Origin of the sequence: Paracoccus halophilus (genome assembly GCF_000763905.1) — a bacterium.
Classification (GTDB): Bacteria; Pseudomonadota; Alphaproteobacteria; order Rhodobacterales; family Rhodobacteraceae; genus Paracoccus; species Paracoccus halophilus.
This window is the reverse complement of the sequence record NZ_JRKN01000033.1, coordinates 1-24,795: the sequence shown is the minus strand read 5'-3', so window position 1 is coordinate 24,795 and position 24,795 is coordinate 1. Positions and strand designations below refer to the sequence as shown.

Below are 24,795 nucleotides of genomic sequence, written 5' to 3'. Positions count from 1 at the left end.
TGATGCTAGAGGCGCAAAAGACCCCGTCCGAGCGGTGAGCATTGCCGTCACGCCTTCCACTTCCACATGCAGGCTCTGATGGCAGCTCCTGCGGCCCTGGACAGCGAGTGGAAGCCGTCAGAGGTCAGGCTTCTACGGGCCTGAGCGGCCTCGACTGGCTTCCCGGCCGATCGCGGCGCGGGCGGCGCATCAGGCGCATGGCGTTGGCGATCACGATCAATACCGAAAGCTGGTGGATCAGCATGCCTGATGCCATGTGGACATCGCCGCTGAACACGCCCGCCAGCAGGCCAACCACCGTCAGCAGCGCAATCACCAGGTTCTGGCGCATATTGCGCAGCGTCGCGCGCGAGATGGCGATGGCTTCGGGCAGTTTCAGCAGATCATCGGCCATCAGCGCGATATCCGCCGTCTCGATCGCGACATCGGTGCCGGCAGCACCCATGGCAATGCTGGTATCGGCCGCAGCCAGTGCCGGCGCGTCATTGATGCCGTCGCCGATCATGGCGACATGGTGGCCCTCGGCCTGAAACTGGCGGATCAGGGCCAGCTTGTCCTCGGGCATCAGCGCGGCATGGACCTCATCGATGCCGATCTCGGCGGCGATGGCCTGTGCAGGTTGCGGCTGGTCGCCGGTCAGCATGGCGATGCGGTTGATGCCGGTGCGGCGCAGCTCGGCCATGGCCGCCGCCGCCATCGCCCGCGGCTGATCCGACAGGCCGAGGATCCCGGCCAGCTTGCCATCCAGCGCAACAATCACCGGGGTACGCCCGCGCCCCATCACCCCTGCCAGCGCCGCCTCGGCCGGGGCATCAAAACTGATGCCAAGATGATCAAACAGGCGCCGGTTGCCGGCGGCGATCTGGCGGCCATCATGTTCTGCCACCAGCCCCATGCCGGCCAGTTCCTCGACCTTGTCTGCGGCCGGCAGGGCACCCTCGGCCCGTGCGGCCTCGATGATCGGGCGGCCAAGCGGATGGTCCGAGCCGGATTCAGCAATCGCCGTCCAGTGCAGCAGTTCAGCGCGGTCAATGCCGCCAAGCGGCACGATCTCGGTCAGGCTGGGCTTGCCTTCGGTTAGCGTCCCGGTCTTGTCGAGCGCGAGCATGTTGATGCGCCCGGCATGTTCCAGATGCTGTCCGCCCTTGATCAGGATGCCCGAGCGTGCGGCGCGTCCGATCCCGGCAACGATGGAAACCGGGGTCGAGATGACCAGCGCCCCCGGGCAGGCCACGACCAGAAGCGTCAGCGCCAGCGGCAGATTGCCGGTCACCGCCCAGGCGCCGATCGCCAGTACCATGATGCCGGGCGTGTACCATTGCGCGAAACGTTCGATCATGCGCTGGCTGGGGGCGCGCTCTTCCTGCGCCTCTTCGACACGGCGGATGATGCGGGCAAGGGTGGTGTCGGCGCCGATGCCGGTGGCACGGATGCGCAGCACACCGTTTTCAGCGATGGTGCCGGCATGGACATGGCTGCCGGCGGATTTCTCGGCCGGGATCGGCTCGCCGGTGATGGCGGCCTCGGACACGGCGGCGCTACCTTCGGTGACCTCGCCATCGACAGGGATCCGCCCGCCGGCGCGTACCAGCACGATTTCATCCAGCAGAACCGAGGCCGCAGGCACCTCGACCGGCTCGCCGTCGCGGATGACGGTGGCAACCTCGGGCGCGGCTTTCAGCAGATCGGCCAGCGCGCCACGGGTCTGGCGCATGGTGCGGGCCTCGAGCCAAGCGCCGAACATGAACAGGAAGGTAACGGCGGCAGATTCCCAGTATTCGCCGATGAACAGCGCGCCGACGGCGGCAACGGTCACCAGCAGTTCGATGGAAAAATGCCGGATGCGCAGCGCGTGAAAGGCGCGCCAGGCGATGTCAGAGCCAGCGACAAAAGCCGCCGCCAGCATGGACGCCGCCCAGAGCCCGCGCAGACCGAACCCGTAAAGGGCGGTCAGGCCGAACACGATCAGCGCGCCGCTGATGATGGTCAGCCATTTGCGCCGGCTGGCCGGGTGGCGAAGGATTGTCAAAATGGGGGTAAACATGCGGGCCCTCGATGATTTGGGGCCCGGCCGCGCGGGCAGGCGCACCGGGCTGGAAAGGGGGTCAGAATGCGGCGGGGCGGGCCTCATAGCCGGTGGCGCGTATCGCCTGCACCAGCGCATCGACCGGGGTGGCGGCGGCGTCATGCTCGACTTCGATCCGGCCGGTGTTGAAGTGCACCTTGGCCGCTGCGACACCGGGCAGCGCGCTCAGCGCCTTTTCGATCTTGGTCACGCAGGAGGGGCAGGAGAACTCGTCACTGCGCAGGATGCTCTTGGTGGACATGGAAATTTCCTTTCTTTTTAACTGCCAGACATGCGGCAGGGCTTGCTTGTGAATCTGATATGGGGTGCCAGTTGGCGCACAGCTATTGGCGAGAACTGCAAGGCTTGCTTGCATGGATGCACAATCGGTCTGGGCTGGTAAAAACCGGCCGGGATGGCCCGGCCGGTTTGGTTCAGAATGGGCTGTCCGTCAGTTGATGATCTGCCAGCCGGGATGATTAAAGTGCTCGCCATAGGCATTCAGCGCGGCGATAATCGTGGCGGTGCCCGGCCCGGCCTCACCCTCTTCAAGCGTGGCGACACCGTCCATCACCTGCCCGAGGACATGGTGAAACTGCTCATCCACATCGGGTTCCAGCACGCAATTTTCGATCATGAAATCGAGCTGGGCCTGCACATCGGCCGCCATCTTGGCGATGGCCTCGGGCGACGCAGTGCCGGCATGGACTGCATCCAGATTGGTGGTGATGACCGCATGGATCGCGTCCATGCCCGTCAGCATGTTCTGGTCGCCCCGCCATTTCGCGCCATCATTCAGCACCAGTTCCAACACGTCTGCCGCATGATCGTCATGGCTCTGGGTTTCGGCGATCGCGATGCCGCCGGTGGCGAGGCTGAGGGCAAGCGTTAAAACGGCAAGGGGGCGGGTGATCTGCATTATAGGCTCCTATCTTTCATACCTGCACCGGCGCTGCCGTGATTGGCATGTTGCCGGGGACGGCTTGATGATAGGCTGATGATCTGCGCAAGATTATTGGCGAAACCCGCAAAGATGGCTTGCATGGATGCACAGGACCAGAATTGGGACGATTATCGGTTGTTCCTCGCCGTGGCGCAGGCAGGCAGCCTGTCAGGCGCGGCGCGGTTGCTGGGCGTCACCCATTCGACGGTGTTCCGGCGCCTTGCGGCATTCGAGGATCGCCTCGGCGTGCGCCTGTTCGAGCGTCTGCCATCAGGCTATGTTCTCACCGCGGCCGGTGAGGCGATGGAGGTCGCCACCACCCGCATCGATGACGAGATTTCTGGCATTCGTCGCCAGATCGTCGGGCAGGATCACCGGCTGAGCGGCCAGATCCGCATCACCACCACCGACATGTTGGCAATCGGCCTGCTGCCCCCGTATCTGGTGGCATTCCGCCGCGAATGGCCCGGCATCGGGGTCGAACTGCTGGTCTCGGACATGCGGCTTGACCTGATGCGGCGCGAGGCCGATATCGCGCTGCGTCTTGGCAATCCGTTGCAGGAAACGCTGGTCGGGCGTCGGGTGGGCCGGCTGGCTTTTGCTGTCTATGCCGCGCGTGGCGTGCAGGTTGGCGAGGATCTGATTGCGCAGGACTGGATCGGTTTCGGCAGCGCGCATGCACCTTTGCGACAGGCGCTGAAGGACTGGCTGCCGGATCTGCGCCCGCAATTTCGGACGAATTCGATTTCGGCCGCAGTGGCGGCGGCACGGGCCGGGATCGGGCTTGCTGCCTTGCCCTGCGCCATTGCCGACCCCGACCCGCAGCTGGTGCGCATCGCGCCATTTCCAGACAATTTCGGTCTCGATCTGTGGCTGTTGACCCATGAGGACCTGCGCCACACGGCCCGCATCCGCGCCTTCGTCGATTTCATGACCGAAGTGCTGGCCGCAAAAGCCGATCTGCTGGAGGGCCGATAGAGGCAGGTCGATCTTGCAAACGTCAATGATAGTGCGTTATTACTTTTGCGATGCCGACCGTCAGCGACGAGGATTGGGAAGAGCGAGACGCTACATCATGCAGATCCGCTTTCTTGCGCTGCTCCTGCTGTCTTTTCCGGGGTTGCTGGCAGGCTGCACACCCCGTCCCGATGGCGACGTTCTGGCGCCAGCCGCGTATGTGCAGGGTGCCAGGGTCGTGTCGCTGCATACGGTGACCGACAGGGGCACGGTGTTGCAGGAACGGCCGGGCGGGCCGGCGCGCGGTTTCACCGATGCGCGGGCCGCAACCCTGTCGGCGGCGCGTTTCTCGGTGTCGATTCCGCCGACACATGCGCCGGGTGCCATCGAATGGCCGGGGCGGCGCCCCGATTTGGCGACCGACATGGCAGTCACGGCAAGGCAGGACATGCCGCTTGCAACCCTTGTCGAGGAGATTGCGCAAGGCTCGGGGCGCGCCGATGTGCGTGTCTTTGTGCATGGTTACAATACCAGCTTTCAAGAGGGCCTGTTCCGTCTGGCGCAGATCACCCATGACAGCGGCAGCGCAGGCGCGGCTATCCTGTTTGCCTGGCCCTCGAACGCGACCGTGACCGGCTATGCGGCTGATCGCGAGGCCGCAACCTATGCCCGCGATCATCTGGCAGGGTTGCTTGTATTGCTGGCACAGGATCGCCGGATCGGCCAGGTCTCGGTTCTGGGCCATTCGATGGGCGGCTGGCTGGTGATGGAGGCGCTGCGCCAGCTGCGAATGGGCGGAGATGATGCCACGCTTGGGCGGCTGCAGGTCGTGCTGGCGGCGCCGGACATCGATGTTGACGTCTTTCGCGCCCAGCTTGGCGTTGTCGGGCGCCTGACACCGCCCCTGACCGTGCTGGTGGCCCCGGATGACCGGGCGTTGCGGATCTCGGCGCGGTTGAATGCCGGGCGGCCGCGGGTCGGTGCGCTGGATGTCGGTGATCCTCGCATGGCAGCCGCGGCGAAAGCCGCTGGCGTGACCGTGATCGACATCACCGACTTGCAGTCACCGGATGCGCAGAACCATGGCAGATATGCGGTGCTGGCCGCGATGTATTCGGGGATGCGGCGCCGTCCCGGCGAGGCGATCACCGATGCCGGGGCATTCGTTCTGGAGCGCACCGGCGCCGCAGTGGCCAGCCCGTTCATCCTGATCGCCGAAGGGCTTCAGGCGGGTCAGGGAGGCGCACGGTGACCAGCCCCGCGGTCAGTGGATGCATTGCAATATAGCAAAGAAAGTGATAAGTCACTTCTGATCGGAAAAACGGGGACTGTCACGTGGGCAATTTGTCGGAAGGTGCCGAAACGACGACGATGGGCGGCGCTGTCCTCGATGGCGACGATGCGCTGGACCGGCTGGCGCATACGGTGCTCGCCCGTGTGACCAAGGGGCTGTCGCCCGCCGCAGCGCAGCTTGCATGGCATGATTGGGCGTTTCATCTGGCAATCTCGCCGGGAAAGCGGCGCAGGCTGCTGCATGAGGCATGGGATGCGCAGCGCCGGTTCCTGAATTACGCATGGCGGGCGGCGGCTAACCCCGGCTGCACCAACTGCGTCGAGCCGCTGGAGCAGGATCGCCGTTTCGCGGACGAAGCCTGGCAGAAATGGCCCTTCAACGTCATCCATCAGGGCTTTCTGCTGCAACAAGACTGGTGGCAGAGCGCCACGACCGGCCTGCGCGGCGTCTCGCGCCATCACGAGGATCTGGTGACTTTCGCCGGCCGGCAATGGCTGGACATGTGGTCACCCAGCAACTTCTTCTGGACCAATCCAGAGGTCTTGCAAAAGACCGTGGAAACCGGCGGCGCCAATCTGCGCCAAGGCGCGCAGAACTGGCTGGATGACCTGCGCCGCCTGCTGGCCGATGCTCCACCTGCCGGCAGCGAGGATTTCATCGTCGGCAAGGAAGTGGGCGTCAGCCCCGGCAAGGTGATCTATCGCAACCGTCTGATCGAACTGATCCAGTATGCGCCGACGACGCCTGAGGTTCATGCCGCGCCGGTGCTGATCGTGCCGTCCTGGATCATGAAATATTACATCCTCGACCTCTCGCCGCACAATTCCATGGTGCGCTGGCTGGTCGGGCAGGGCCATACGGTTTTCATGATCTCGTGGAAGAACCCCGATCCCGAAGATCGCGACCTGGGGCTGGAGGACTACCGCCGGCTTGGCATCATGGCGGCGCTGGATGCGGTAACGGCAATCGTGCCGGGTCAAAAGGTGAATGCGGTCGGCTATTGCCTTGGCGGCACCTTGCTGGCTATCGCTGCTGCGGCGATGGCGCGCGATGGCGATACCCGTCTGCACAGCATGAGCCTGCTGGCCGCCGAGATGGATTTTCGCGAACCGGGCGAGCTGTCGCTCTTTATCGGTGAAAGCCAGCTGGCGTTCCTTGATTCGATCATGGCCGACAAGGGCTATCTGGACGGCTGGCAGATGGCGGGGGCGTTCCAGCTGCTGAACTCGCAGGACCTGATCTGGTCGCGGCAGATGAAGGAATATCTGCTGGGTGAACGGCAGGGCCTGTTCGACCTGATGGCGTGGAATGCTGATACGACACGTATGCCTGCGCGGATGCACAGCGAGTATCTGCGCCGGCTTTACCTCGATAACGATTTTGCCGAGGGGCGCTATCTGGTCGATGGTCGCCCGGTCGTGCCGGGCGATATCCGCCTGCCGGTCTTTACCATCGGCACCGTGCGCGATCACGTGGCGCCGTGGAAGACGATCTACAAGGTTCATCGGCTGATCGGTGGCGCTGACATCACCTTTGCGCTGACCAGCGGCGGGCATAATGCCGGGGTGGTCAGCCCGCCCGATCACCCGCGCCGCAGTTTCCAGATTGCCACGCGACCGCACGGTACGCCCCATACCGACGCGCAGGAATGGCGCGACAAGACGCCGGTGCGGCAGGGGTCATGGTGGCTTGCCTGGGGCGAATGGCTGGCGGCCTTGTCAGGCGCGCAGACCGCGCCGCCGCCGATGGGGCGCCCGGACGCCGGTTACGCCGCTATTGCCAACGCCCCCGGCAGCTATGTGCTTGAGCGGTGACGGCGGGGCCGTTCCGTGGGGCGGAAAGCACGATCAGAAGGAGATCATCATGTTACCGGAAATACCCACTTTCAATCTGAGCAAGGCAAATTCTGAATGGATGCTTCGTGTCCTCAGCCTGTCTCAGGATTGTCGCCGTCGCTCTCTCGACGCGGCATGCCACTATCATGATGAGGTCATGGCCCGGACACAGGCAGAGCTCGACCGCCTGCACGAAAAGCCGGCAGCGGAGGTTGTGCCTGGTGCGGCGATAGAATTGAACATGCGGCTTGCCGCGGCCAGCATCGGCGGCCTGCTTGCGGCGGGTTCACCGATGATCGCGGCGCAGGCAGCATTTGCGCAGGGCTTCGCGCAGGCATTCCAGGACTGGCAGGCTGCGGTGACGCAAGGCCCAGCCGCAAGGTCCTGAGCGTGCAAGCAGAGGGTGGCGGGCGCTGAATATTCTCGCCCGGCCGCTTCTGCCTCACGCCTCAATCCTGCGCGCGGATCATCCGTTCCATGACGGCGTCCTTCAGCCACAGCCGATGATAAAGCGCGCCGACAACGTGCAGAACGACAAGCGCAAGCAACGCGACCTTCAGCACATTATATGCACCTGCCGCCGCCCCGAGGCCGCCGAACCACGCCAGCGCACCGCTGATCGGCATCAGGATCATCAGCGCGTAAAGCCCCAGATGTGTCGCGCGCGCCGCCCCATTCAGCAGCACATTGTCGCCGATCATCACCGGAACACCGCGCTGCCTGATGATCGCCAGCCGCCAGAACGCGGTAATTAGGATCGCTGCGCCGGCAAGAACATGCGTCAGCACCAGCAGATTGACGGCAGGCTCCTGCCCCTTGCCGATGGCGTCCCAGGCTTTGGCCATGGGTTCGTTGAACAGATATTGCCACAGGATCAGCACGGCGACTATCCAGTGCAGGGCGATCTGCGGACGCGAATATTCGGCGGGAGCGGGCATTGTGAAACCTCTGGATAGCAAGTTCTGGATAGGGTCTATCAGATATGGATAAGGGCGCATGCGCCCGGGAATTCAGGCGCGTGTCAGCCAACAGGCTTTCCGGTTGCCGATCCGGGCCGGACCAGAAGCGCCGCTGCCACCCAGAAGCCGAGGCGCAGGATCATTGCGCCCAATGTGCGCGTCTCCCAGGCGCCGCCCATCAATATGTGGATCAGGAAATAGCCGAACAGCATCACCAGCATGCCCGCCAGGGCGCGCGCCAGAATCAACCCGCTGCGCCGCCCGGGCAGGACGGCCAGCCCCGCCAGAATGTAGATGAACCCGGACAAGAAGTTGACCCACAGGACAACGGGCACGAAATTGCCGGCGGCGAGGCGGGCCGGGCCGTGACCGAACAGCACGCTGCCGCCCTCGATCAGGGTGATGATGCCGAAAAGCACAGCGATTGCGCCGAAAATCCAGTTGCGTAGCATGGGTCTGACCTTTGTGGCCCCGATGGGGTGGTGTCGTCGATTGTGTCGTCTTTACCCTTCCTCGCGCAGCACCATGCCGTCGGTGTTGCGGAACTTGCCGCCGCCCAGATCCTCGAAGCCGTGGCACGATGTTTCGGGACCGGGTGCGCCGGCCACGGTCATGCACAGACGGTTGCCGTCGCGCCTCCATCTGCCAGTACCTGAAAAGAACGGGGAGCGGATGGTGACGGTGCCGTCCGAATCATAGCGCAGATGCACCTTCATCCCCATGCGTCGCGCAACCAGCTCCTTTCTGATGATCTGCGCGCTGATCCCGTCGGCATCCAGGACGCCGGCCAGGACCGGTGCAGCGGGCAGGCTCAACGCGATGACGGTCGCAACTGTGGCTGCGGCATGGTGGATGTTCTCCATAATCATCGTGGATACCACCAGTGAAGTTATCAATGACACTCTTTGCCATTATCCATAAACAAACGCAAGAGCCGAGAATTTCTTTCCACCCTTGACTGCCGCCGTGATGTCGGCAGATAGTGACCAAACACTTCTATGTAGATGGAGCGGGAACACCACGTCATGCGCGCGAAATATCTGCCCTCCGAACAGCGTCGGGCCGAGGCGGTGGAGGCGGTCGTCGAACTGGCGGCGCACACCAGCCCGGACACCATCACTACCACCGAAGTCGCGGCGCAGATGAAGCTGACGCAGGGGGCGCTGTTCAAGCATTTCCCGACCAAGGACGCGCTGTGGCAGCGGGTCATGGAATGGGTGGCCGATCAGTTGCTGGCACGGATCGACCGGCTGGCGGGCGGGGAATCCGATCCGCTGGCCGCGATCGAGGCCATGTTTCTGGGGCATGTCGATTTCGTTGCCGGGCATCCGGGCGTGCCGCGCGTGATCTTCGGGCAGCTTCAGAATGCCGGCGACACGGCGGCGAAAAAGATGACCCGCAGCCTGCTGGAAAACTATGCCACAAGGCTGCGGCGCATCCTGACAGCGGGTGTCGCCGAAGGGGCCTTGCGCCCGGATCTGGATATCGAGGCGGCCGCCACGCTTTATCTCGGCATGGTTCAGGGGCTGGTCGTCCAGCATCTTCTGCATGGGGACAGCGCCCGGATGCGAGCCGATGCGCCGCGGGTCTTTGCGATCTACCGTGCGGGCCTTCAGGGCACGGCCGGGCAGGGGCTGCCGCATCAGCAAGGGCTTCGCCCATGACCCGCCGGATTTCCATGCTCATCCTCGGCCTTGCGCTGGCCGGGTTGCTGGGTTTCGGCGCGTGGATCGTGCTGTTCAAGCCCTCCGGCCTGCCGCCCGAGGGGTTTTCGCGCGGCAATGGCCGCATCGAAGCCGATCTGATCGACGTCTCGCCGCGCCTTGCCGGGCGGATCGCCGTAATCAAAGTGCGCGAGGGCGACCGCGTGGCGGTGGGCGATGTGCTGGCGGTGATGGACACGGCCGAGCTGCGCGCCCAGCTTGCCCGCGCCGAGGCCGCCGTGGAAAGCGCGCGCGCCGGCGTCGGCGTCGCGGCCGCCCAGGTCGAGGAGGCCGAGGCGCGCCTTGCGCTGAGCGAAAGCGAACTGGCGCGGACCGAATCACTCAGCACCCGCGATGTGGTGTCGAAAGCCAATCTGGACATCAAGCGCACCGAAACGCGCGTGGCCGAGGCCGGTCTGGCGGCGGCAAAGGCCACGCTCAGCGCCAAGGAACGCAGTGTCGATGCCGAGGCCGCCGCGCGCGATGAGATCGCAGCCCGCATCAAGGATGCCACCCTGCCGGCCGAGGCCGATGCGCGCGTCCTCTATCGCCTTGCCCAACCGGGCGAGATCATGGGCGCGGGTGGCAAGATCCTGACGCTGGTCAGCCTCGAAGACGTCTATATGGAATTCTTCCTGACCGCATCCGATGCGCCCCGCGTGGTGATTGGGGACGAGGCGCGCATCGTGGCCGATATCATGCCCGACCGTGCGCTGCCGGCTACGGTCATGTTCGTTTCGCCCCAGGCCCAGTTCACCCCCAAGCAGGTCGAGACCCTGTCCGAGCGCGAAGACCTGATGTTCCGCATTCGCGTGCGCGTGTCGCCGGAACTGGTGCAGGCGCGCATCGATCAGGTCAAGACCGGCGTGCGCGGTGTCGCCTGGGTGCGGCTGGCCGACGATGCGGGCCGCCTGCCCGACTGGCCCAATGGGCTGACGCCGCCGCTGATCGACCTGCCCGGCGGTGATGCGGGCACGCCATGACCGAACCCGTTGCCCGGCTGGAGGGCGTCAGCCATCGCTACGGCAAGGTGGCCGCGCTGAAGGATGTCTCGCTTGCCCTGCCGGCGGGGCGGATGATCGGGCTGATCGGCCCCGACGGGGTCGGCAAATCGACGCTGATGGGGCTGATTGCCGGCGCCAAGCGGTTGCAGGCGGGCCGGATCACCTGTCTTGGCGGCGACATGGCCAGCGCGCGCCACCGCGAGGCCATGGGCAGCCGCCTCGCCTTCATGCCGCAGGGACTGGGCAAGAACCTCTATCACGACCTGTCGGTGCGCGAGAATCTGGAATTTTTCGGCAAGCTGTTCGGACTGGCCCGCGCCGAGCGCAGCGCCCGCATCGAACGGCTGACCCGTGCGACGGGGCTGTTTCCCTTCCTTGACCGCCCGGCCGGCAAACTCTCGGGCGGGATGAAGCAGAAGACCGGGCTTTGTGCGGCGCTGATCCATGACCCGGACTTCCTGCTGCTGGACGAGCCGACAACCGGCGTCGATCCGCTGTCGCGCAGCCAGTTCTGGGACCTGATTTCCGCCATCCGCAAGGACCGCCCCGGCATGAGCGTGCTGGTCTCGACCGCCTATATGGAGGAGGCGGCACTGTTTGATCATCTGGTGGCGATGAATGCCGGCCGGGTGCTGGCCGAAGGCAGCCCCGAGGCGCTGATGGGCCGAACCGGCACGGGATCGGTGGGCGACGCCTATGTCGCCCTGCTGCGCGACCGGCGAGGGGACGGCCTGGCGACGGATGGTGCGGGTGCAGAGGCCCCGGTTGCTCCGGCCGGGGTCTCTGCGCCCGCACCGGACGCCGATATCGCCATCAAGGCGCGCGGGTTGACGCGCCGTTTCGGGGACTTCACTGCCGTTGATTCTGTCAGCTTCGACATCCCCAGGGGCGAGATCTTCGGCTTCCTCGGCTCGAACGGCTGCGGCAAGACCACGACCATGAAGATGCTGACCGGCCTGCTGCCGCCTTCGGAAGGCGAGGCATGGATCTTTGGCCAGCCCATCGGCGAGCAGGGCATGGATGCTCGCGCCCGCGTCGGTTTCATGACGCAGGCGTTTTCGCTTTATGGCGAACTCAGCGTGCGGGAAAACCTCGTCCTGCATGCGCGGCTGTTCCATCTGGAGCGCGATCTGGCCCGCGCCCGCATCGCCGATCTGGTGGCGCGTTTCGGGCTGACGGACTATCTGGACCAGCCGGCGGGCGGGCTGCCGCTCGGGCTGCGGCAGCGGCTGTCGCTGGCGGTTGCGGTCATCCATTCGCCGGAAATCCTGATCCTGGACGAGCCGACCTCGGGCGTCGATCCGCAGGCCCGCGACGATTTCTGGGTGCTGCTAATGGAATTGTCGCGCAAGGATCGGGTGACGATCTTCATCTCGACCCATTTCATGGACGAGGCGCTGCGCTGTGACCGCATGTCGCTGATGCATGCGGGCCGCGTGCTGGTCACGGACACGCCGCAGGGCATCATTGCCCAGAGCGGCAAACCCGATCTGGAACAGGCGTTCATCCACTACATTTCCGCCGCCATCCCGCCCGAGGAACCTGTGCCCGAAGGGCTGGCGGCGGAAGCGGCCGCGCCTGCCCGCAGCACCGGCTTCAGCCTCAGCCGGATGCTGGCCTATACCTCGCGCGAGGCGATGCAGGTGCGCCGCGATCCGGTGCGGCTGGTGTTTGCCTTTCTCGGCAGCGCGGTGCTGCTGCTGATCATGTCGTTCGGCATCTCGCAGGATGTCCGCGACATTCCCTTTGCCGCGCTCGACCATGACCGCAGCCCGGAAAGCCGCGCCTTCCTGTCCGCGTTCGAGGATTCGATCTGGTTCAGCCGCCATGCCGACCTGCAGGGTCTGGAGGAGCTGCGCGCGCGCATGGCCAGCGGCGAGTTGAGCATGGCGCTGGAAATCCCGGCCGATTTCGGCGCCGATCTGCGCGCGGGGCGGGGCGCTTCCGTCGCCGCCACCATCGACGGCACCGATACTAGCCGCGCCGGCACCGTGGAAAGCTATGTCACGGGCGCCAGTCAGGCGGCGGCTGCGGCGCTGCCGGCCAGCCCGCAGCAAGGCCCGCCGCTTGTGCAGCTCGATCCGCGCTTTCGCTACAACCCGGCGATGGAAAGCCTGCCGGCCATCGGCCCGACCATCCCGCCGCTGCTGCTGCTGCTGTTCCCGGCGATCCTGATGGCGGTCAGCGTGGCGCGGGAAAAGGAAATCGGCACCATCACCAATTTCTATGTCACCCCCACCGGCCGGGCCGAATTCCTGATCGGCAAGCAGCTGGTCTATGTCGGCATCACCATCCTGAATTTCGCCATCCTCACCGCGCTGGTGGTGCTGGTGCTGAAGGTGCCGCTGAAGGGCAGCCCCGCCGTGCTGGTGTTGGCGACGCTGCTTTATGCGCTGGCGGCGACGGGCTGGGGGCTGATGATCTCGACGCTGGCGGCGACACAGGTGACGGCAGCCTTTGCTGCTGCGGTGCTGTCGGTCATGCCGACCATGCAGTTTTCGGGGATGATGGTGCCGGTCTCCTCGCTCGAAGGGCCGGCGCGGGTAATCGGCAGCCTGTGGCCGACGACATGGTATATGATGGCCTCGGTCGGCAGCTATACCAAGGGCCTGACCTTTGGCGACCTTTCCGGTGCGCTGTGGCGGCTGGCGCTGTTCGGGCCGGTGTTCACGGGCGTCGCCATCCTGCTGCTGCGCAAGCAGGAGCGTTGACATGCGCAGCCTAGTCAACATCTTCTGGCTGATCGGCAAGGAGATCAAAAGTACCCTTGGCGATCCGGTCATGCTGGTGCTGATCCTGTGGTCGTTCTTTTTCGCCGTGATGATGGAGGCCAGCGGCGCGGGCGACTCGGTGCACAATGCCTCGATCGCGGTGGTGGACGAGGACCGCTCGCCCCTCAGCCGCGCCATTCCCGCCGCGCTGAGCCCGCCCTGGTTTCAGGCCCCCGTCACCATGACCGCTGACGAGGCTGCTGCGGCGATGGACCGGGGCGAGATGATGTTCGCGCTGAGCTTTCCGCCCGGCTTCGGGGCCGATGCCCTTGCCGGGCGCGCGCCCGTGGCGCAACTGCTGGCGGATGCCACGGCGGTGACGCAGGCGCAGCTGGGCAGCGGTTATGTCCGCAGCATCGTCGCCGACGAATCCCGCCTGTTTCTGACCGGCCGGCCCGAGGCGCCGCCGCCCGATCTCCAACTGGAACTGCGCCGGGCCTTCAATCCCAACGGCAACCCGGTCTGGTTCAAGGCCATGTCCTCGCTGCTCAACCAGTTGTCGCTGCTGACCATCGTGCTGACCGGCGCCGCCATGCTGCGCGAGCGCGAGCACGGCACCATCGAGCATCTGATGGTGATGCCGCTCTCGCCCGTCGAGGTGGCGCTGTCCAAGGTGCTGGCGGTGATGGTCATCGTGCTGGCGGCCTTCGTCGGCTCGTTGCTGGTGGTGGTGCAGGGGATTCTGGGGGTGCCGCTTGCCGGCCCCTTGCCGCTGCTGGTTGCGGGGGCGGCGATCTATCTCTGGGCGGCGGCGGCGATCGGCATGCTGCTGGGCACACTCGCGCGCTCGATGGCGCAGTTTGCGCTGCTCATCATCATGGTTATCATCCCGATCATCATGCTGTCGGGCGGCTTCAGTGCCATCGAGAGCCAGCCTGCCGCGGTGCAGCGCCTGACCTTCCTGCTGCCGTCGCGCCATTTCCTCGCCTTCGCCAAGGCCGTGGCCTTCCGCGGTGCCGGGTTTTCGGCGGTCTGGCTGCCGGTCGCCATGATGATCGCCCTCGGTGCCGGTTTCTTCGCCGCCAGCCTCGCCCTCTTCCGCCGCTCGATGAGCGTGACGGGATGACAGATGATAACGATCAGGAGATGACCTTGCCGCGCCGTCCGTCCGACAATCTGCGATACGCCCATGAGGGGGCAGCCAATGGTTCCGTGATGTCACGCCGCGGGCTGGTGACAGGCATGGGGGCGACCCTGGCTCTTCTCGCCGCGTGCAGCGAGGTTTCCTACACCGAACCGCAGGCGGATGTCGCCATGGCCTTTTCAGGTGACTCTCCGGCACGCCACGCGGGGGCGAACACCTGGTGGCATGCCTTTCGGGATCCGCAGCTCGATCATCTGATTGCCGCCGGACTGGCGCGTAATCTGGACGTGCACAGCGCCATTGCCACGATTCACGAGGCTGAGGCAAATGCGCGTCTGGTTGGCGCTAGCGATCTGCCGCAGGTGAACGCTGAAGCGGCGGCCAGGCGCCACCGTGATGAGGCTGGTATCGTCGAAAGCAGCTCCGCCACTTTGGGTGTTTCATGGCTGATTGATCTGTTTGGTCAAAACCGCGCGGCGCGCGAAGGGGCTGCTGCGAGACTGGATGCAGCCTGGCTTTCGGCTGATGTGGCGCGCCTGACGGTGCTCAGCGCCGTCGCCTCCGCTTATGTCGATGCACGCTATTTTCAAGAAGCGCGCTCATTGACGCGACAAAGCCTTGAAAGCCGTCGTCATTCGCTGGGCTTGACACGATCGGAAAGCGAGTTTGGCAGCGCAGGCCGGCTGGAGGTTCTTCAGGCTGAGCAACTGGTTGTGCAAGCCGAGGCAGAGCTGCCCGCCTTTGAGGTGGGCTTTGACCAGGCGATCAACCGTCTGGCAACACTCACCGCGGGCCGCACGGCCGATATTGCGGCCCGGATGCGTAAAGGAGGGGCGCAACCGCGTGCCCGATACAGTGCCAGCGTCGGGGTTCCGGCCGATGTGATCCGTGCTCGTCCCGATGTGCGGATGGCCGAGCGCAGTCTTGCAGCCGCCGTCGCGGATGTCGGAGAGGCACAGGCCGATTTCTATCCGAGGCTCACACTTTCGGGGTCGATCACGCCGACGAACGTAAGAAGGGGTGGCAGCACCACGACCTGGGGATTCGGCCCACAGATTTCATTGCCTCTGTTTACAGGTGGCGCCAATGAGGCCCGCCTTTCAGCCGCGCAGGCCCGGGCCGAAAAGGCCCGCATCACGTGGCAGGCGGCCGTCTTGCGTGCGGTCGAAGAGGTTGAAAACGCGCTGGCTGGCTATAACCGGGATGGCCGCGCGGTCGATGCCCAGAACCGTCTTGTCACGAATGCACGTGAAACAGTCGATCTCACACGCTATTCCTACGAGCAGGGTCAGGCAGATTTCTTTCCAGTTCTGGATGCTGAACGGCACCTGCTGTCTGCCCGACAGGGGCTGGCCGCTGCGGCGCGTCAACAGGCATTGAACTTCATCGCACTCAGCGCGGCATCAGCGGGTGGTATTGGTCTTGCCACGGGCTGACAGATCGCCGCACGCAGGCTGGCGCCCATTATGCAAGGTCGCACCACATGACTGAGAGTCCCCCGAAACACGATCCAGCCGAGAGTCTGCGCGGCGTCGACCGGCTGATTGCCCATGTTTCAGATCTGGCGCCGGTGCGCATGGCGGTGGTGCATCCCTGCGATGCGCTCAGCCTTTTTGGGGCGATGGACGCGGCAAGGGCGGGCATGATCCATCCGGTTCTGGTCGGACCGCGCCACAAGCTGGCGGCGGCGGCTACCGAGGCCGGCATTGACCTGACCGGGGTCGAGATCGTCGACGCCCCCCACAGCCACGCGGCCGCCGCGAAGGCGGCTGAAATGGCGGGGCGGGGCGAGGTCGAGGTGCTGATGAAAGGCAGCCTGCACACGGATGAGTTTCTGGGCGCCATCTTCGCGCGCGAGGCGGGGTTGCGAACCGAGCGGCGCATCTCGCATTGTTTCGTGATGGAGACGGCCGCCTATCCGCGCCCCTTCATCATCACCGATGCCGCGATCAACATTGCACCCGACCTGCTGTGCAAGGCCGACATCACGCAGAACGCCATCGACCTTGCGCAGGCGATCGGGGTCGGGTTGCCGAAGGTGGCGATCCTCTCGGCGGTCGAGGTCATCAATCCGCGCCTGCAATCGACGCTCGACGCCGCGGCCCTGTGCAAGATGGCGGATCGCGGCCAGATCAGGGGCGGAGTCCTTGACGGGCCGCTGGCGCTCGACAATGCGGTCTCGCCCGATGCGGCGCGGGTCAAGGGCATCGACTCGCCAGTGGCGGGGCAGGCCGACATTCTGGTGGTGCCGGACATCGAAAGCGGCAACATGCTGGCCAAGCAGCTGGAATATCTGGGTAACGCCGACAGCGCCGGCATCGTCATGGGGGCGCGGGTGCCGGCCGTGCTGACCAGCCGCGCGGATTCGCGTCAGGCGCGGCTGGCGTCCTGCGCCATGGCGGTGCTGCTGGCGCATCGCTACCGCGCAACACCGCCGTGATCTCAATCAGGGAAAGGACAAGACAATGAAATACAGCTTCAAGGGTGACGTCGCGCTGATAAGCGGCGGTGGCTCGGGGATTGGCGAGGCGACGGCGCATCTGCTCGCCGCGAACGGCGTAAAGGTGGTGGTCTCGGACCTTGCGGCCGAAAATGTGGCGCGGGTGGTCGCGGCGATCACCGGCGCGGGCGGCCGGGCCGTGGCCCATTCGGGCGATGTCGCGCAGCCCGAGGACGCGGCTGCGGCCGTGGCCTGCGCGGTCGAGAATTTCGGCGCGCTGCATCTGGCGTTCAACAACGCCGGTATCGGTGGCAAATCCGCACCCAGCGGCGATCTCGACCCCGAGGACTGGCGGCGCGTGATCGACATCAACCTCAGCGGCGTTCAATACGGGATGCACGCGCAGATCCCGGCCATGCTGGCCGCGGGCGGGGGCGCGATCGTCAACATGTCCTCGATCCTCGGCCTGGTCGGCAACCCGACCGCGCCCGCCTATGTCGCGGCCAAGCATGGGGTCTTGGGGCTGACGCGCTCGGCAGCGCTGGCCTATGCCGCGCGGGGTATCCGCATCAACTCGGTCCATCCGGGCTATATCGCGACGCCCCTGCTCGATCAGTTGGACAAGGAAACGCTGGATACGCTGACGGCGCAGCATGCGATCGGACGGCTGGGGCAGGCTGATGAGGTGGCGCATGCGGTCGCTTTCCTCCTTTCCGAAGGGGCGGGCTTCATGACCGGGTCGGCGCTGGCGGTCGATGGCGGCTACACGGCCGCCTGACGGAAGGGGCGTGACATGATCCTTGTGCTGAACTGCGGCTCGTCCAGCATCAAGTTCGCGCTCTATCCGGCGGCGGTGGCGGCGCTGCCGCGCCAGCCGTCATGGGCCGGGCGCGTTCAGGGGATCGGTGGCCCCGCGCCCGAGCTCCGGGCAACCGGGCAGGGGGCCGAGCCGGTCACGCTGGACGCCACGCATCCGACGACAGCGGCCCTGGGCCTGATCCTGGCCCGCGTCGAGACGCATCTGGAGGGGCGGCCGCTTGCGGCCGTCGCACATCGGGTGGTGCATGGCGGCGGGCAATATTTCGCCCCGGTCCGCGTCACACAAAGGGTCATTGACGACCTGCGCCGGCTGATCCCGCTGGCGCCGCTGCATCAACCATTTCCGTTGAAGGCGATGGCCATTCTGATGGACCGGCAACCCCGCCTGCCGCAGATCGCCTGTTTCGACACTGCCTTTCATCGCAGCCTGCCAATGGTCGAACAATTGCTGCCGCTGCCGTGGTCAGCCTGGCAGAACGGCCTGCGCCGCTATGGTTTTCACGGGCTGTCCTACGAATACATGAGCCATGCCTTGCCGGAACGCCATGGCGCCCTGGCTGATGGGCGTGTCATTGTCGCCCATCTGGGCAGCGGGGCGAGCCTTTGCGCCATGAAAGGGCGGGAGAGCATTGCCACAACCATGGGATTTTCGGCGCTCGACGGGCTGATGATGGGCACGCGCACGGGCGCGCTTGATCCCGGAGCGCTGCTTTACCTGATGGAGGTCGAAGGGCTTTCCCTCGATGAAGTCGGCCAGATGCTTTATCGCCAGTCGGGCCTGCTGGGGGTTTCCGGCCTCTCGGACGAGCCGCGCGTGGTGGTGCAGCATGAAGATGACCCGGGCGAGGCAGGTCAGCGTGCGCGCCTTGCACTGACGCTTTACGTGCGCCGGATCGTGGCCGAGGTCGGGGCGCTGATGACTGCGCTTCAGGGCCTTGACCTTCTGGTGTTCACCGCCGGCGTGGGCGAAAACTGCGCCTTCATCCGCAGCCGTGTCTGCGCGGGGCTGGCCTTCCTCGGTGTCGCCCTGGACAGGGTGGCAAACGACGCCAATGCCGCCGTCATCTCAACCCCCGGCAGCCCGATCCGGGTCGCGGTCGAACCCACCAATGAGGAATGGATCACCGCCCGCCATGCGCAGGATCTGCTGGCCTGATAGAGCATGTCGCGCCAAAAGCGGGAGCCGGTATTGCGCCTCCCGGACATGCGGAAACAACGGGCTAGAGTGGGGCGCGTGAATGCTGATGAATGCGGCACGCGCTCGCGTCAGCCAGCCGTTGCGGCCTCGGCCAGAGGCGGCGCCTGCGCCCGAACAGCCCTGTTGAGGCGCATCGGGTCGGACAGCAGCCGCAGCCCGTTCAGCACCACCAGCACCGTGCCGCCCTCATGGCCGATCACCGCCAGCGGCAGGCCCAGATCGAAGAACAGCCCGCCCGTGACCAGCACCGCCATGGCGCCGATGGCGATGGCAAGGTTCTGGCGGATGATGCGTGCGGCGCGGCGTGACAGGCGATGTGCATGGGCGAGGCGCTCCAGATCCTCGGACAAAAGCGCGATGTCGGCGGCCTGAAGCGCGACCTCGGAACCAGCCGCGCCCATGGCAATGCCGATATCGGCCCGCGCCAGCGCGGCGGCATCGTTCACCCCGTCGCCGACAAAGGCCGTGCGTCCCGTGGTGGCAAGCCCGGCAACGCTGCGCACCTTGTCTTCGGGCAGCATGTCGGCCTGAATATCATCCGGCGCAAAGCCAAGCTCGGCCGCGACCTTCTGCGCGACCGGGTGGCGGTCGCCGGTCATCATCACGATGCGGCGGATGCCGCCCGCGCGCAAAGCCGTCAGCGCGGGCAGGGCGCTGGCGCGGGGTTGATCGGCGACACTGACCGCGCCGAGAACCCGTGTCTCGCGCCCCAGCCAGATCACCGTATCACTCCCGGCCCTCAGCGCCGCAAAGGCAGGCTGGTCAAGCGCGGCGCCCATCTCGGCAGCCAGAATTTCATTGCCGGCCCAGATCGGACCTTGCGCGTCGTTTCCGGTAATACCGGCGCCGGGGCGGGCGGTCACGTCGCCGACCGGCGCGGGATCGAGCCCGCGGGCACTGGCCTCGCGCCGGATGGCGGCGGCGATATGGTGTTCGGAATGCGCCTCAAGCCCGGCCAGCAGTGCCAGAAAGCCGGCCTCGTCGCCATCGGTCGCCGCCAGCCCGGTCACGGCGGCATGGCCGGTGGTCAGGGTGCCAGTTTTGTCAAAGGCGAAATTCTGCACGGCGGCCAGCGTTTCCAGCGCGCCGCCGCCCTTGAACAGCACGCCCCCTCGCGCAGCCGCCGACAGCGCCGACAGGATCGCGGCGGGCACCGAAATGACGATGGCGCAGGGGCTGGCCGCGACCAGCAGCACGGCGGCCTTGTAAAGCGCCTGTTCCCAGTCGTGGCCCAGCCCCAGAAAGGCCGCAAAGGCGAGCACCGCACCCAGCAGCACCGCGACCGTGTAACGCTGGCCGAACCATGTGCTGAAGCGTTCGGACGGGGCCTTTTGCGCCTGTGCCTCGGTCACCAGGCGGATCATGCGGGCAATGGTGCTGTCGGCCACCGCGCGGGTGATGCGCACCTGCAAAACGCCGTCGAGATTGACCGTCGCTTCATGGACCATCGCCCCCGGCGCCTTGGTCACGGGCATGGATTCGCCGGTGATGTTCGCCTCGTCGATACCGCCTGCGCCGGCGATCACCTCGCCATCGCTCGGCACCCGCGCGCCGGGGCGCAGCACGACGATGTCGCCGGGAACGAGGGCCTCGGCCGGAATTTCCTCGACCTCGCCATCGGGGCGTTTTCGCAACGCGGTTTCGGGACGCAGCTGCATCAGCGCCTCGATCGCGTGGCGGGCACGGCCCAATGCGCGATCCTCCAGCGTGCCGGCGACGCTGAACAGCACCAGCAGCACCGCGCCCTCGAAAGGTGCGCCGACGGCGGCGGCGGCGATGGCGGCCACCACCATCAACAGGTCGATATCCAGCACCTGATCGCGCCACAGCTCGGCCCCCGCCCGCCATGCCGCGGGCAAGCCGCCCGTCAGATAGACCAGCACCAGCCCCGCCACCGCGAGCGGCGGTTGACCGAACACCCATTGCCCAAATGCTGCGAGCGCTATCCCGAGGACAGCGAGGCCCGACAGGGCCAGTGAGGGATCAGGCCAGGCCAGCCCGTTGCGGGTGCCCGGCTGACTGGCTGGCAAGGAAAGCTGGCTGGTCATGTCACGATCCTAATTCGTCGCAAACGGGAGGGCTAGTCACTGATTACTTTGGCCGGGCGTGAAACGCGCCTCGAATCCATCTGCTTGACCCGGCGCGGGCGAGGACAGCGCCAGCCGTCCGCCGCTGCCGGCGGCAATCGCGCGGGCAATGGCCAGGCCCAGCCCGCTGCCTTCGGCCGGCGTGGCGCCGCGGGTGAAAGGTTGCGCCAGTTGCGCCATGACCTCGGGCGCCACCATCGGCCCGGCATTGCGCACGGCAAGCGCGCCATCCGCGGACAAGGCCACCTGCACCGGCTGACCGGCGGCACCGTGTTTCAGTCTACGCGGCGCGCAGTGAACTGCGGCCAGGCCGCCTTCATTGCGGCGATCTGCTGGTCGATGGAGAGGGGCGCCGCTCGCATCAGATCTTGTGCCCGAAGAAAGTGTGAGGCCGCGCCGTCGAGACTGACGGGTTGACTGTCGACGCTGCGACGGCAGCAGCGGTAGGCAACAGCACGCCGCCGCGCCGCGTGTAGAGTTGACGCGACTGCTGGATCCCGCCACCAACCTCAGTGGCGATCTGGTCCGCGGCGCGGGTCACAACGCGGTCGCCGAAGTCGTCGCGCAACGTGTCCATCATCGCGTTGGGGAACATCTCGCCCTTGCGCATCGCCTCGAGCGAACGGACGAGCTCGTGCAGGTGTTTGGCGAACTCGTCTTGCTAAGCGATTGATTCCGGCCAGCGGTCGGTAAACACATCGGCGGCGCATACAGGATTGGCGACATGCAGGAGCCGCCCGTAGAGCGAGGCCTGCTCGATGTCGCGGATGATCCAGCTCGCGAGGCGAACGGGCATGGCCCACGCTTGCAGGAGGAAGAAGAGGAAAGTGACGTTTTCGACCATTTTGTGCGAAACGGGCTGACCCTAGATCGGTAGTGTTCAGGTCGTGAGTTGTTTCAGCGCCCAGCGTTGGGCAGCGATTCACGTCCACTGACGACGCTTTCTGCCCTTGGCAGTCATCACTGCGGCGATCTCGCTGCAGTAACAGGTGAGTGTCCGCTTCCCGAAATGTCGATGGGCAGCACCAACAGCGTTCAACCGTCGGCTTTGGGCCGAAAGTGTCATGCGTCACGCTACACTGCCTATCGTTGGCGTGGGCCTTACGGTCGGTGGGGTGGCGAGATCGGCGACGTGTGCCGATCTGATCGACATGCCGGGACAGATGTGTCGATCTTTTTGACCCGGCTCGACATGTCCCGGCCTGCAGGGTTGTTGTACACCCCAAGTCCTCCTTGAAAAATCCCTAGTTAGAGTGTTCGGAGCACTGAAATTAAGCGTTTCTTAAAGAGACGTATGGTGCAAGCTTTGAAAATATGCCATTATAGGCGTCATGGTGGCCGAACGAGCACAAAACCTGAAGAAGGTCCTCGATGCAGTACCCTCCGGGTATCTGGTCGATGCCGCGTGGCTCACGGCGCATGGCATCGCCTATGAGACCTTCCGTGACTACGTCAAACGGGGCTGGCTCGAGCGTCTGACCCGCGGCGTATTCCGTCGCCCGCTTTCGGGCACTTCTGCGTCGGATATGATCGACTGGAGGATCTGCCTGCTCTCGGTCCAGCACATCATGGGTCACGATGTCCATGTCGGCGGCATGACGGCGCTCGCCCAGCAGGGTCACGGCCACTATCTGCGCCTGGGCGGCAATCCTCCGGTATGGATCTATGGCGAAGCCATACCGAACTGGCTCTCCAGACTGCCGCTGAACGCGCCCATCGAGACGCGCAAAAGGTCCCTCTTTGACGATCCACAGCTTGGTCTTCCCGATGACAGCGCGGATGCAGGGCAAACCCTCCCCTGGGGCTGGCAACTCAGGATGTCGTCTCCCGAACGGGCGATCCTGGAGGCCATGGATGAGTTGCCCGACCACGAGAGCTTTCATAACCTCGACATGGTGTTCGAGAGCCTGACGACGTTGCGTCCGAAGATGTTATCGGCGCTGCTGCACAGTTGCAGGAAGATCAAGGTGACGCGGCTGTTCTTCGTTTTTGCCGATCGCCACGATCATCCCTGGCGCAAACGTCTCGACCCCGAGGAATTCAATCTCGGCCGTGGCGACCGCGCTCTGGTCAAGGGTGGCAGGATACACCCGCGCTACCGTATCATGGTGCCGGAGGAGTTCGTAGCGACCGGGACTGGCGATGGCGCGTGAGGATTATGAAGCCCAGGTCGCGCTGCTCGTGCGCCTGCTCCCGCATGTTGCCAAGGAAAAGGTGTTCGCGCTCAAAGGCGGCACGGCGATCAACCTGTTCTACCGTGATCTGCCTCGTCTGTCTGTCGACATTGATCTGACCTATCTACCAATCAAGGATCGCGGCGAAAGCCTTGCTGAGATCAACGAAGCGATGGATCGCATCGCAGCCGAGATCGAAGGCAGCATTATCGGCGCGAAGACGCAGCGCATCCAGGGTGGGGGAGGCGGTTCCACCCGCGTTCTCGCTCGTCTGGGCGGCGCCGAAATCAAGATCGAGACCTCGCCTGTCATGCGCGGCGTCGTACATGATCCCGAGATGCGTCCGGTGTCCGATGCGGTGGAGGATGAATTCGGTTATGCGGAGATGCAGGTCGTTTCCTTCGAAGATCTGTTCGGCGGCAAGTTGCACGCTGCGGTGGACCGCCAGCATCCGCGGGATCTTTATGACATCAAGCTGCTCTATGAAAATGAAGGTCTGACAGAGGATCTGTTCCGGACCTTCCTGATCTACATCGCCTGCTCATCCCGTCCGGCGCATGAACTTCTGGACCCGAATTTTATCGACCTCGACCAGCCCTACATGAAGGAGTTCGAGGGCATGGCGAAGGCTCGTGTCAGCCTGGAAGACCTGCTCGAAATCCGCAAACGGCTGGTCGCGGACATCCGGTCTCGTCTCGACGAAAAGGTCAGGACGTTTCTCCTGAGCCTGCATGACGGCACGCCAGACTTCGACGCTATCGAGCGACCGCGCGCGGCTGATCTTCCTGCGGTGCGTTGGAAGTTGATCAATCTGGAGAAGCTGAAGAGGGATGACCTGGCCAAGCATGCGGAGCACAGAGCAGCGCTGGAATCGCTGTTCAGGTAGTTACCTCTGCGGCTATCGCTCCGTTAGGGGAAGTGACCGGTCTCTGCTGCTAAATGCGAGGTGTTTGTGCTTTGAAAACAGGGTTTCCCAAACGACGGCAACGAGTTACATTAAGCGGCGAGTTTGGGGATTTGGCGTTCGACCAATCGCAAGTATCGTTGGTTGCATGCCCCCGCAACCAACGATAATTGCGAAACCTCCGCTGACCCCGTCGCGGAGGTTTTTGCATTTGTGCCCCCATTCCGCAGCGATCGTCTGTTGCGTCCTCCCGCAACCACCGATACCGACAAACCCGTAGCATCTGCTGCGGGTTTTGTTGTTTTTGCAGTCTTTCCAATGGCTTGCCGCTCCGTCCAATTGAGGATCGTGCCCAGTTCGCCGTGCAGCGTTGCGTAGATCTCGCCGCGTTCCGGCCCCGGTGTGAGCGAAATCTTCTCGATTAGGCCACGTGTTGATTTCCGCTGAGAATTGACCCGGTATTTTCACCGAGAACTGACCCCCCCTTGTTTATGTCTCGGCGGTCATGTTGTGGTCAATGCAGGGGTCTCCTTTCTCTTTTTCTTTGCGGCCTCTGAG

24 protein-coding genes are annotated in these 24,795 nt (G+C 65.0%); 14 read left to right on the top strand and 10 right to left on the bottom strand.

Annotation, left to right across the window (positions count from 1 at the left end; all coding sequences use genetic code 11):
• Positions 1-124 precede the first annotated feature (124 nt).
• The 3 genes from IT41_RS16270 to IT41_RS16260 all read right to left on the bottom strand — a co-directional run bounded on the left by IT41_RS16270 (position 125) and on the right by IT41_RS16260 (position 2,984).
• Complete coding sequence (locus tag IT41_RS16270) at positions 125-2,044, bottom strand: heavy metal translocating P-type ATPase (protein WP_036743355.1); 1,920 nt, start codon at positions 2,042-2,044, stop codon at positions 125-127.
• Between the two features lie 61 nt (positions 2,045-2,105).
• The gene (locus tag IT41_RS16265) at positions 2,106-2,327 is read right to left on the bottom strand and encodes a heavy-metal-associated domain-containing protein (protein ID WP_175496438.1); all 222 of its coding nucleotides are present in this window, start codon (positions 2,325-2,327) and stop codon (positions 2,106-2,108) included.
• Positions 2,328-2,516: 189 nt separating this feature from the next.
• Positions 2,517-2,984 (bottom strand): hypothetical protein, encoded by a 468-nt coding sequence (locus IT41_RS16260; RefSeq protein WP_036743353.1) that lies wholly within the window; start codon positions 2,982-2,984, stop codon positions 2,517-2,519.
• A gap of 123 nt (positions 2,985-3,107) precedes the next feature.
• Between IT41_RS16260 and IT41_RS16255 the strand changes: the two genes are divergently transcribed.
• The 4 genes from IT41_RS16255 to IT41_RS16240 all read left to right on the top strand — a co-directional run bounded on the left by IT41_RS16255 (position 3,108) and on the right by IT41_RS16240 (position 7,482).
• On the top strand, positions 3,108-3,986 hold the full coding sequence (locus IT41_RS16255) for a LysR family transcriptional regulator (RefSeq protein WP_036743350.1): 879 nt from the start codon (positions 3,108-3,110) through the stop codon (positions 3,984-3,986).
• Positions 3,987-4,083: 97 nt separating this feature from the next.
• A complete protein-coding gene (locus tag IT41_RS16250) occupies positions 4,084-5,217 on the top strand; it encodes an alpha/beta hydrolase (RefSeq protein ID WP_052081701.1) in 1,134 nt (377 codons plus the stop codon).
• A gap of 83 nt (positions 5,218-5,300) precedes the next feature.
• The gene (locus IT41_RS16245; protein ID WP_217642797.1) at positions 5,301-7,073 is read left to right on the top strand and encodes a PHA/PHB synthase family protein; all 1,773 of its coding nucleotides are present in this window, start codon (positions 5,301-5,303) and stop codon (positions 7,071-7,073) included.
• 49 nt (positions 7,074-7,122) lie between these two features.
• Positions 7,123-7,482 (top strand): hypothetical protein, encoded by a 360-nt coding sequence (locus IT41_RS16240; protein ID WP_139221745.1) that lies wholly within the window; start codon positions 7,123-7,125, stop codon positions 7,480-7,482.
• A gap of 61 nt (positions 7,483-7,543) precedes the next feature.
• Here the strand turns inward: IT41_RS16240 and IT41_RS16235 are convergent, their stop codons facing one another.
• The 3 genes from IT41_RS16235 to IT41_RS16225 form a co-directional block, all read right to left on the bottom strand.
• On the bottom strand, positions 7,544-8,032 hold the full coding sequence (locus IT41_RS16235) for a cytochrome b (protein ID WP_036743345.1): 489 nt from the start codon (positions 8,030-8,032) through the stop codon (positions 7,544-7,546).
• Positions 8,033-8,115: 83 nt separating this feature from the next.
• Entirely contained in the window at positions 8,116-8,505 is a 390-nt protein-coding gene (locus IT41_RS16230; protein ID WP_036743343.1) for a hypothetical protein, read from the bottom strand.
• Between the two features lie 51 nt (positions 8,506-8,556).
• On the bottom strand, positions 8,557-8,922 hold the full coding sequence (locus IT41_RS16225) for a hypothetical protein (RefSeq protein WP_139221746.1): 366 nt from the start codon (positions 8,920-8,922) through the stop codon (positions 8,557-8,559).
• Positions 8,923-9,078: 156 nt separating this feature from the next.
• Here IT41_RS16225 and IT41_RS16220 point away from each other — a divergent pair, with 156 nt between their 5' ends.
• Genes IT41_RS16220 through IT41_RS16185 form a run of 8 tightly spaced genes read left to right on the top strand, consistent with a single transcriptional unit; the run spans position 9,079 to position 19,030 of the window.
• Positions 9,079-9,717, top strand: coding sequence for a TetR/AcrR family transcriptional regulator (locus IT41_RS16220; RefSeq protein WP_052081708.1), 639 nt, complete (start codon positions 9,079-9,081; stop codon positions 9,715-9,717).
• Positions 9,714-10,739 (top strand): HlyD family secretion protein, encoded by a 1,026-nt coding sequence (locus IT41_RS16215; RefSeq protein WP_036743339.1) that lies wholly within the window; start codon positions 9,714-9,716, stop codon positions 10,737-10,739. The genes IT41_RS16220 and IT41_RS16215 overlap by 4 nt, the downstream gene beginning before the upstream one ends.
• On the top strand, positions 10,736-13,471 hold the full coding sequence (gene rbbA, locus IT41_RS16210) for a ribosome-associated ATPase/putative transporter RbbA (RefSeq protein WP_036743337.1): 2,736 nt from the start codon (positions 10,736-10,738) through the stop codon (positions 13,469-13,471). Before IT41_RS16215 ends, rbbA begins: the two co-directional genes overlap by 4 nt.
• A 1-nt stretch (position 13,472) precedes the next feature.
• Complete coding sequence (locus IT41_RS16205) at positions 13,473-14,597, top strand: ABC transporter permease (protein ID WP_036743335.1); 1,125 nt, start codon at positions 13,473-13,475, stop codon at positions 14,595-14,597.
• A complete protein-coding gene (locus IT41_RS16200) occupies positions 14,594-16,051 on the top strand; it encodes an efflux transporter outer membrane subunit (protein ID WP_231564783.1) in 1,458 nt (485 codons plus the stop codon). Before IT41_RS16205 ends, IT41_RS16200 begins: the two co-directional genes overlap by 4 nt.
• Positions 16,052-16,098: 47 nt before the next feature.
• Positions 16,099-17,055 (top strand): bifunctional enoyl-CoA hydratase/phosphate acetyltransferase, encoded by a 957-nt coding sequence (locus IT41_RS16195; protein WP_074948181.1) that lies wholly within the window; start codon positions 16,099-16,101, stop codon positions 17,053-17,055.
• 25 nt (positions 17,056-17,080) lie between these two features.
• Positions 17,081-17,833, top strand: coding sequence for an SDR family NAD(P)-dependent oxidoreductase (locus IT41_RS16190; protein WP_036743333.1), 753 nt, complete (start codon positions 17,081-17,083; stop codon positions 17,831-17,833).
• 15 nt (positions 17,834-17,848) lie between these two features.
• Complete coding sequence (locus IT41_RS16185; RefSeq protein WP_036743331.1) at positions 17,849-19,030, top strand: acetate/propionate family kinase; 1,182 nt, start codon at positions 17,849-17,851, stop codon at positions 19,028-19,030.
• Positions 19,031-19,140: 110 nt separating this feature from the next.
• Here the strand turns inward: IT41_RS16185 and IT41_RS16180 are convergent, their stop codons facing one another.
• The 4 genes from IT41_RS16180 to IT41_RS21360 form a co-directional block, all read right to left on the bottom strand.
• The gene (locus IT41_RS16180; RefSeq protein ID WP_081967588.1) at positions 19,141-21,120 is read right to left on the bottom strand and encodes a heavy metal translocating P-type ATPase; all 1,980 of its coding nucleotides are present in this window, start codon (positions 21,118-21,120) and stop codon (positions 19,141-19,143) included.
• A gap of 36 nt (positions 21,121-21,156) precedes the next feature.
• On the bottom strand, positions 21,157-21,438 hold the full coding sequence (locus IT41_RS16175; RefSeq protein WP_331435349.1) for a sensor histidine kinase: 282 nt from the start codon (positions 21,436-21,438) through the stop codon (positions 21,157-21,159).
• Positions 21,439-21,520: 82 nt separating this feature from the next.
• On the bottom strand, positions 21,521-21,769 hold the full coding sequence (locus tag IT41_RS21365; RefSeq protein WP_036743327.1) for a hypothetical protein: 249 nt from the start codon (positions 21,767-21,769) through the stop codon (positions 21,521-21,523).
• Positions 21,770-21,820: 51 nt separating this feature from the next.
• Positions 21,821-22,003 (bottom strand): hypothetical protein, encoded by a 183-nt coding sequence (locus tag IT41_RS21360; protein WP_036743325.1) that lies wholly within the window; start codon positions 22,001-22,003, stop codon positions 21,821-21,823.
• Positions 22,004-22,490: 487 nt separating this feature from the next.
• On the opposite strand from IT41_RS21360, the gene IT41_RS16160 reads away from it, so the two are divergent.
• On the top strand, positions 22,491-23,312 hold the full coding sequence (locus IT41_RS16160; RefSeq protein WP_036743324.1) for a type IV toxin-antitoxin system AbiEi family antitoxin: 822 nt from the start codon (positions 22,491-22,493) through the stop codon (positions 23,310-23,312).
• Entirely contained in the window at positions 23,302-24,219 is a 918-nt protein-coding gene (locus IT41_RS16155) for a nucleotidyl transferase AbiEii/AbiGii toxin family protein (protein ID WP_036743322.1), read from the top strand. Before IT41_RS16160 ends, IT41_RS16155 begins: the two co-directional genes overlap by 11 nt.
• The last annotated feature ends 576 nt before the right edge of the window (positions 24,220-24,795 follow it).

Bases quoted from the DNA above. Each gene is read 5' to 3' on its own strand.
- IT41_RS16230 (WP_036743343.1), bottom strand. From the start codon at position 8,505: ATGCTACGCAACTGGATTTTCGGCGCAATCGCTGTGCTTTTCGGCATC.
- IT41_RS16240 (WP_139221745.1), top strand. From the start codon at position 7,123: ATGTTACCGGAAATACCCACTTTCAATCTGAGCAAGGCAAATTCTGAA.
- IT41_RS16160 (WP_036743324.1), top strand. From the start codon at position 22,491: ATGGTGGCCGAACGAGCACAAAACCTGAAGAAGGTCCTCGATGCAGTA.
- IT41_RS16270 (WP_036743355.1), bottom strand. From the start codon at position 2,044: ATGTTTACCCCCATTTTGACAATCCTTCGCCACCCGGCCAGCCGGCGC.
- IT41_RS16235 (WP_036743345.1), bottom strand. From the start codon at position 8,032: ATGCCCGCTCCCGCCGAATATTCGCGTCCGCAGATCGCCCTGCACTGG.
- IT41_RS16260 (WP_036743353.1), bottom strand. From the start codon at position 2,984: ATGCAGATCACCCGCCCCCTTGCCGTTTTAACGCTTGCCCTCAGCCTC.
- IT41_RS16215 (WP_036743339.1), top strand. From the start codon at position 9,714: ATGACCCGCCGGATTTCCATGCTCATCCTCGGCCTTGCGCTGGCCGGG.
- IT41_RS21365 (WP_036743327.1), bottom strand. From the start codon at position 21,769: ATGCGCAAGGGCGAGATGTTCCCCAACGCGATGATGGACACGTTGCGC.
- IT41_RS16180 (WP_081967588.1), bottom strand. From the start codon at position 21,120: ATGACCAGCCAGCTTTCCTTGCCAGCCAGTCAGCCGGGCACCCGCAAC.
- IT41_RS16220 (WP_052081708.1), top strand. From the start codon at position 9,079: ATGCGCGCGAAATATCTGCCCTCCGAACAGCGTCGGGCCGAGGCGGTG.
- rbbA (WP_036743337.1), top strand. From the start codon at position 10,736: ATGACCGAACCCGTTGCCCGGCTGGAGGGCGTCAGCCATCGCTACGGC.
- IT41_RS16205 (WP_036743335.1), top strand. From the start codon at position 13,473: ATGCGCAGCCTAGTCAACATCTTCTGGCTGATCGGCAAGGAGATCAAA.
- IT41_RS16225 (WP_139221746.1), bottom strand. From the start codon at position 8,922: ATGATTATGGAGAACATCCACCATGCCGCAGCCACAGTTGCGACCGTC.
- IT41_RS16185 (WP_036743331.1), top strand. From the start codon at position 17,849: ATGATCCTTGTGCTGAACTGCGGCTCGTCCAGCATCAAGTTCGCGCTC.
- IT41_RS16200 (WP_231564783.1), top strand. From the start codon at position 14,594: ATGACAGATGATAACGATCAGGAGATGACCTTGCCGCGCCGTCCGTCC.
- IT41_RS16265 (WP_175496438.1), bottom strand. From the start codon at position 2,327: ATGTCCACCAAGAGCATCCTGCGCAGTGACGAGTTCTCCTGCCCCTCC.
- IT41_RS16255 (WP_036743350.1), top strand. From the start codon at position 3,108: ATGGATGCACAGGACCAGAATTGGGACGATTATCGGTTGTTCCTCGCC.
- IT41_RS21360 (WP_036743325.1), bottom strand. From the start codon at position 22,003: ATGGTCGAAAACGTCACTTTCCTCTTCTTCCTCCTGCAAGCGTGGGCC.
- IT41_RS16190 (WP_036743333.1), top strand. From the start codon at position 17,081: ATGAAATACAGCTTCAAGGGTGACGTCGCGCTGATAAGCGGCGGTGGC.
- IT41_RS16250 (WP_052081701.1), top strand. From the start codon at position 4,084: ATGCAGATCCGCTTTCTTGCGCTGCTCCTGCTGTCTTTTCCGGGGTTG.
- IT41_RS16155 (WP_036743322.1), top strand. From the start codon at position 23,302: ATGGCGCGTGAGGATTATGAAGCCCAGGTCGCGCTGCTCGTGCGCCTG.
- IT41_RS16195 (WP_074948181.1), top strand. From the start codon at position 16,099: ATGACTGAGAGTCCCCCGAAACACGATCCAGCCGAGAGTCTGCGCGGC.